This window comes from Roseofilum sp. SBFL (assembly GCF_017746885.1).
GTDB lineage: Bacteria > Cyanobacteriota > Cyanobacteriia > Cyanobacteriales > Desertifilaceae > Roseofilum.
In genome coordinates, this window is sequence record NZ_JAGHZH010000118.1 from 1 (window position 1) to 6244 (window position 6244).

A 6244-nucleotide genomic window follows, 5' to 3' on the forward strand; every position below is an offset into this window, starting at 1 on the left:
AGTTTTTCCGGATTGGCAATTACTCTCATCACTTCACCCATTGCTGCACCGTGTCAATCAATTTCAATACTTTTTTTCGTCAGCATAAATCCCTTCACTTAATTCTCACTTGATTCGGCAGAGTGACAAAAGAGGGGTATATGGACGTAGAGGTCTATAAAGTTCTCCTGTTGCGTGAAGAATGGTTGCGATTTCCAGCCATTCCAGACATTGAACTACAGATGAAACAGGTTGCCGAAAAACAAAGGATCAGATTGTCTGACTTGTACTAAGAAAAACTCGCCAGGGAACGGGAAAAAGAGCGAACAACTTCTAGAATATTTGCCAACCTGATTAGACACTCGGTTTCTGGCCAACTTTGTTGTTCATCTGCCAACTTCTGGTACAAAACGGGTTTCTTTCTCTCCTCAAACATTACAATCAGACCAAAAATCGCAGTCAGAATATTCAAGATCGCAATGCGGGTATCAAGTCTTTCGGCGATCTAGAAGCCTCTGAAACTTCTTTCTATACGGCTAACCGTGGCGCTCCCACCTCCATCAAGTCTGGAACTAAAGTCGAAAACGATAATTTCCAACTGTTGAATCAGAGTCAACTGAGTGGTTTAGGCTTAGACTTTGGGGGTGCTTTTGGAGTTGGTAACAATAAGCTGGGAGCTACAACCTTTGGCTTTAGCTTCACCAGAACCCCAGAAATGCTCGGTGAGTTTGTGGCTCATCTGTTTGCTGAATGCACCAATGATGGGATGGCTATAGAAGGTATTTTGAAGAAGTCGCTACTGTTCCGGTTCCCGAACCCACTGCACTCACTGGTTTAGCTCTCGTCGGCTTAATGTTTGCTGGTGCAAAGCTGCGTAAACAAAGCTAAATAAGCGTTTTGGGTCATCAGGTGACCCATCGCTGGTGCGATCGCCGCCCCAAGGAATAGTAAAGTTGGTTGTTGTAGACTAGAGACAAGGTACACCTTGTCTCTACTCGTTTTTATCTTATGTTAGGGTAAATGTAAGTTTTGATCGCACTCCTGAAGCTATGCCGATTCAAATTCCGATTGACGATCGCCAAATTGCCCAGTTCTGCGATCGCTGGAAGATTACGGAACTGGCATTATTTGGTTCGGTCTTACAAGAAAATTTCGATCGCGATCATAGTGATGTTGATGTCTTAGTTTCTTTTGCCGAGGATGCCCGTTGGACGTTGCTGCATTTGGTGGATATGGAAGATGAGTTACGGAAAATATTTGCCAGAGATGTTGATTTAGTCGAACGTCAAGGAATTGAGCAAAGCCGAAATTATCTGCGGCGCAAAGCAATTTTAAGTTCTACTCACACGATTTATGCAACCTCGTGAGATTCACTACTTACTAGATATGCTCAATGCAGCTAAGTTAGCTCAGGACTTTGCTTCAGGTATTGCGTGGGAAGATTTTGAAGCGGATCTCATGCGCCAAGCAGCCCTTACTCGCCAAATTGAAATTATTGGGGAAGCTGCTCGCCGAATTTCTGAAGAGTCTCAAGCGCAGGTTCCTGATATTCCTTGGCATCAAATTATTGGAATGCGAAATCGGATTGTTCACGAATATGATCGTTTAAATTTAGCGACAATATGGCAGACAGTGCAGAATGCACTACCAGAATTAATCAGGGTTTTAGAGCCTCTTATTCCTCCTGATGACTCCTAATGCTTAGAATGACTAAAGAGGGATCTTTCAAAAGCCTAGGGTTTTCAGGGCGATCGCCTGCGCGTCTGGCATTTGTCCGTAACTGAACACATAGGGCACATGATCGGGCAGTTGGGGACGCAGAACTTCCAGGATATAGGGACTGCCATAAATAACCAAGGCTTGCAGATGATGGGTTTTAAGCAAGGCTTCAAACCAGGCGATCGCCGTTTCATTCAGCGTGGAACTCCCACGAAAGGGATGACCACGTACAAACAATTGTAACAAGGTTGGCTCTTGACCTTGGGGGGATAAACTGGGGGTATGACGGTCTACAAGTTGCAACCGATATCCCTTAGCTGCTGGAATCAGAATGGCAGGCGCGGGTTTTGCCAATACGGAACAATCTAAGGCATCATCGACAACAATTAAATTACATCCTCCTTGGGGATTGGGGGGCAGATTTCCACCAGTTTCCTGGGCATCTCGAAGGAGACACTGCACTAATTGGCGGTTTTTTGGGTTGCCCAGACTTTGGGGAAATTGCGGAGAATCTGGTCTCGGTTTAACCTTTTGTTTCGCTTGAAAAATGCGTTCTACGGAGGCTTGGATACGCTCAGGGGCAATTTTTCCGGCTCTGACAGCGGCACAGACGGCGGCGATCGCCCCTGGGGGATCGTGGGGCATGAGCAGAATATCAGCACCGGCTTGCACGGCTAAAACGGCTGCCTCGTTATTGCCATAATGCTTGGTAATGGCTCCCATCACCAGAGCATCGGTGACAATTAAACCGGTAAAGCCTAATTCTTGGCGCAGTTTCTGGGTAAGAATTTTCGGGGATAATGTGGCAGGATATTGCTCATCCCAAGCCCGAATCTGCAAATGGGCGCTCATAATACTATCGACTCCAGCGGCGATCGCCCCCTGAAACGGGGGTAGCTCAATCTCGGCTAACCGCCCTTCCGAATGGGGAAGCACCGGCAGTTCTAAATGGGAGTCTACCGCCGTATCTCCATGGCCGGGAAAATGTTTAGCTGTGGTTAAAATCGGATAGGGTTGAACTCCTTCAATATAGGCGGCAGCTAATTGACTCACCCGTTGCGGTGTTTCCCCAAACGCTCGCACATTAATCACCGGATTTTGGGGATTATTATTCACATCCACCACAGGCGCATAGAGCCAATTTAAGCCGATCGCGATCGCCTCTTTTGCCGTCATTTCCCCCATCTGTTGGGCATAGTGGCGAGCTGCTTGGGGGGATTTTTCGGCGATCGCCCCCAGTGCCATGGGAGGCGGAAAATGGGTAGCGCCACTAAAGCGTTGTCCCACTCCTTCCTCCACATCTGCACCCACCAATAGGGGAAACGTTGCCCAACTCTGCAAACGGTTAATGCGATCGTGCAGTTCCGCCGCACTTCCACCGACTAAAATTACGCCACCCACGCCCCACTGAGCAATCCAGGCTTTTAGGGTGTCATTGGGCGGTTCCCAGTCGGGGTAGCGGATTTGATGATCGAATAAATAGCCACTTGCCCGAATGACTACCATTTGGGCAACCTGTTGTTCTAAGGAAAGAGAAGCTGGATCGGGCAGATGAAAAGAATAAGTTGAATGTACCATTGCTCTACACCTGCCTGACAGCTTTACTCATTGTCTTCAGCGGAGACAATCCTTTCTGAGTCCTCATCTTCGAGGGGATGATGCTCGTGGGAAATCTGGTTAATCAGATGCAAAAGGCGATCGCCTCTTTCCAAAGAGGTATCTTCTAAAAATACCACCTCTGGAGTGCGCCGTAACTGCATCCGATGGCCGAGTTCATACCGAACATAGGGCGTTGCAGACTCCAATCCTTCCATGGTTTCGGCTTTTGCTTCTTCCGTACCGTAAATACTGACGAAAATTTTAGCATGTTGCAGATCTCCAGATACATCCACATCGGTAACGCTGACCATACCCGCCCCTACTCGGTCATCTTTAATGCCATGAAGTAACATTTGGCCGACTTCGCGTTTAATTTGGGAGGACACGCGAGAGACACGACGACTGTTAGCCATAAGACTTCCTCCACATTTTGGGGTGATTAGCGGTTATTTTCTCGGGTCTAAAGTCCGAATCTTGTTTGATGCGATCTTCACACCGAAGCTAATCCTAGCATAGCCCGTAATGTCAGAGTTAGGAAGACTAAGCTGGAAACTAGAAGTCCCAAAGTGGCGATCGCCGTTAGGGGAGTGCGAAAGAGCGGCTGGACAGATTTGAATAAAAAGAAGAAAATACCCAGCGTAAAGGTAATCAAGTACCGAGGATAGCGCGATACGTTCTGAAAGAAGTCTCCCATGGGATCGAGTTTAGAGTGCCAAAAGTGAACAGGTCTCTACCTATTCTACCGCCTTTGAGTAGATACAATCCGATTGCCTATTGCCTATTGCCCATTCCCTCACTCTTTTTCGCTTGCTGCCAGAGTTCCTCTAGTTCGTCTAGGGTATATTCGGATAGGGGGCGATCGCCGATCGCATCAACGATGGTTAAGCGTTTCAAAAACTTGCCATAGGTTCCGTGTAACGCTTCCGATGGATCTAACTCTAACCAACGAGCGAGAGTAATCAGGGTAAATAGCACATCTCCGAGTTCTCCTTGTTGAGCGGCTTTATCCTCATGGGCGACAGCCTGTTTCAATTCAGCTAGTTCTTCCTCAAATTTACCCCAAACCCCTTCAATATCATCCCATTCAAAACCAGCAGAAGCTGCTTTTTTGGAGATTTTCATGCCTGCGGTTAGGGGCGGTAAAGTTGATGCATATCGCTCAAGTTTTGTCAATAAGCTAGGGGCTTTTCCTTTTTCAGCCGCTTTGATCTCTTCCCAATTTTGTCTAACGTCTTCGACACTTTCTACTTCAATATCAGCAAAGACATGGGGATGGCGACGGATCAGTTTGTCACTAATGCCATCAGCGACTTCTTTGAGGGTAAAGTCTCCGTTTTCTTGGGCAATTTGGGCTTGCAAAACCACTTGCATGAGTAAATCCCCCAATTCTTCGGCGATCGCCTTTTGATCTCCTCCCCGAATGGCATCTACGGTTTCATAGGCTTCTTCAATCACATGGGGAATCAGGGATTGGGGCGTTTGTGCTAAGTCCCAAGGACACCCTCCAGAGGGCGATCGCAACTGGGCAATGACTTCAATCAGCCGTTGCATGGCTTCTAAGCTGGAGGCGGTCGATGATTCGGAATTACTCATGTTTGGGTAATGGGTAATGGGTAATGGGTAATGGGTAATTGGTAATTGGTAATGGGAATTAGGGCGGGTTTACCAAAGTAACTGATGAGTTACCTAAATCTAGGAGAACCCGCCCCTACTACCATAAACTATTTCCGTTTTCTCTTAGTCGGTTTACGAGCGGTGGAGCGACGACGGGGGGCACTTTTACGGGTGGGGCGTTTTTTCCATAGGCCAGACCAGCCATATTTTTGATAGCGTTTGTAAGTGGAACCGATACGATCGCCTAAAATATGGCTAATCGATCCTAGCTCTAATCCCACAAATAGGGCTAATCCAGACCAGCGATGTTCTTTTAAAGTCCTCCAGATCCATTCACCTAAATCCGTCCAACCCCAAGCGATAGCAGAGAATTGAACGGCGATCGCCCCAATGAGAAATCCGAACACAGCGATCCAAAAGAGCAAATAGATTACCCGCACCACCGTTCCAATCAGCACACCATGGGAGATAAACGAGCGATGATGTAAGCTCTTTTGATACGGTATCCACAGCCAGCGAAACCATCCCCAACGCCGAAAGGGGCGCGATCGCAAATCCAGATCCGGACTGAGGATCAATCCTCCAAACAGAAATCCCCCCGCTACCCATAGAGTTAACTCACTACTGCGGGTGATCGCTAAAGTTGCTCCAGTCACTAGGGGGAGACTCCATAGGGTAATGCGATCGTGGGTAGCACCAGAAGGCATAAAAATTAATTCACAAAAAGCTTGCGTTATCTAATCCAGTTTGCTACAATAGGTTCTTGTGAGTCAAATGGGGGCGGTTAGCTCAGTTGGTAGAGCGCCTGCCTTACAAGCAGGATGTCACTGGTTCGAGCCCGGTACCGCCCATTCGTCTAACATTGCGCTACATAAACTTTCGCCACCGACATCCTGCTTGTAAGGCAGGCGCTCTGCCTAAAATCTGCCTAAAATCATCCTACACCACTCCAAAGCAGTGCAGGGTAAATAGGTCGCACAAATAGAGGAAATCTATCCATAAAAGCATTGCCATAGAATTTCATCAATAAATCAATCACATGACCATCACATAAGAATTCTCTATGGATGAAGAGAAAACCATAGGGTGTGATAGAATGATTCCGATTACCTCATGTCAGACTGGTAGTTTTCTCACAAAAAAAAGACCCCATAGGAGGGTCTTCAGCTTGATGGCTCATTCACGTCGTGATTTACGTCGTAATCCTAGGAGCAGGAGGGTCTCCCAGATGTTGCCGGATAGCTGCATCGACAATGAACCAATCATTCTCACTGTAGGAAGCAACCATCCTAGTCGCCCCATCAACATACTGCTCTCGTTTAGGTGGGCGGTG

8 protein-coding genes, 1 tRNA gene and 1 pseudogene are annotated in these 6244 nt (G+C 47.3%); 5 read left to right on the forward strand and 5 right to left on the reverse strand.

Translation table 11 applies throughout. The features are described 5' to 3' along the window. Positions 1 to 358: 358 nt before the first annotated feature. The 4 genes and pseudogenes from J7545_RS12850 (at position 359) to J7545_RS12860 (ending at position 1677) form a co-directional block, all read left to right on the forward strand. Entirely contained in the window at positions 359 to 817 is a 459-nt protein-coding gene (locus J7545_RS12850; RefSeq protein WP_318719640.1) for a hypothetical protein, read from the forward strand. Then, a pseudogene (locus J7545_RS24065) lies at positions 817 to 867 on the forward strand (hypothetical protein); the annotation flags it as partial. The gene J7545_RS12850 and the pseudogene J7545_RS24065, both read left to right, overlap by 1 nt. A gap of 161 nt (positions 868 to 1028) precedes the next feature. Then, entirely contained in the window at positions 1029 to 1346 is a 318-nt protein-coding gene (locus J7545_RS12855; protein ID WP_318701988.1) for a nucleotidyltransferase family protein, read from the forward strand. Then, positions 1333 to 1677, forward strand: coding sequence for a DUF86 domain-containing protein (locus tag J7545_RS12860; RefSeq protein WP_318701987.1), 345 nt, complete (start codon positions 1333 to 1335; stop codon positions 1675 to 1677). The genes J7545_RS12855 and J7545_RS12860 overlap by 14 nt, the downstream gene beginning before the upstream one ends. A gap of 27 nt (positions 1678 to 1704) precedes the next feature. Here the strand turns inward: J7545_RS12860 and J7545_RS12865 are convergent, their stop codons facing one another. From J7545_RS12865 to J7545_RS12885, 5 genes are all read right to left on the reverse strand, one after another. Beyond that, a complete protein-coding gene (locus J7545_RS12865) occupies positions 1705 to 3276 on the reverse strand; it encodes a glycoside hydrolase family 3 N-terminal domain-containing protein (protein ID WP_318701986.1) in 1572 nt (523 codons plus the stop codon). A gap of 23 nt (positions 3277 to 3299) precedes the next feature. Continuing rightward, positions 3300 to 3710, reverse strand: coding sequence for a 30S ribosome-binding factor RbfA (gene rbfA, locus J7545_RS12870; protein WP_318701985.1), 411 nt, complete (start codon positions 3708 to 3710; stop codon positions 3300 to 3302). Positions 3711 to 3787: 77 nt separating this feature from the next. Next, a complete protein-coding gene (locus tag J7545_RS12875; RefSeq protein ID WP_318701984.1) occupies positions 3788 to 3991 on the reverse strand; it encodes a DUF751 family protein in 204 nt (67 codons plus the stop codon). A gap of 77 nt (positions 3992 to 4068) precedes the next feature. After that, entirely contained in the window at positions 4069 to 4890 is an 822-nt protein-coding gene (mazG, locus tag J7545_RS12880; protein WP_318701983.1) for a nucleoside triphosphate pyrophosphohydrolase, read from the reverse strand. A gap of 128 nt (positions 4891 to 5018) precedes the next feature. Further along, on the reverse strand, positions 5019 to 5618 hold the full coding sequence (locus tag J7545_RS12885; RefSeq protein ID WP_318701982.1) for a metal-binding protein: 600 nt from the start codon (positions 5616 to 5618) through the stop codon (positions 5019 to 5021). 71 nt (positions 5619 to 5689) lie between these two features. Between J7545_RS12885 and J7545_RS12890 the strand changes: the two genes are divergently transcribed. After that, positions 5690 to 5762: transfer RNA gene (locus J7545_RS12890), tRNA-Val, on the forward strand. Positions 5763 to 6244 lie beyond the last annotated feature (482 nt).

Bases quoted from the DNA above. Each gene is read 5' to 3' on its own strand.
- J7545_RS12885 (WP_318701982.1), bottom strand. From the start codon at position 5,618: ATGCCTTCTGGTGCTACCCACGATCGCATTACCCTATGGAGTCTCCCC.
- rbfA (WP_318701985.1), bottom strand. From the start codon at position 3,710: ATGGCTAACAGTCGTCGTGTCTCTCGCGTGTCCTCCCAAATTAAACGC.
- J7545_RS12865 (WP_318701986.1), bottom strand. From the start codon at position 3,276: ATGGTACATTCAACTTATTCTTTTCATCTGCCCGATCCAGCTTCTCTT.
- mazG (WP_318701983.1), bottom strand. From the start codon at position 4,890: ATGAGTAATTCCGAATCATCGACCGCCTCCAGCTTAGAAGCCATGCAA.
- J7545_RS12860 (WP_318701987.1), top strand. From the start codon at position 1,333: ATGCAACCTCGTGAGATTCACTACTTACTAGATATGCTCAATGCAGCT.
- J7545_RS12855 (WP_318701988.1), top strand. From the start codon at position 1,029: ATGCCGATTCAAATTCCGATTGACGATCGCCAAATTGCCCAGTTCTGC.
- J7545_RS12875 (WP_318701984.1), bottom strand. From the start codon at position 3,991: ATGGGAGACTTCTTTCAGAACGTATCGCGCTATCCTCGGTACTTGATT.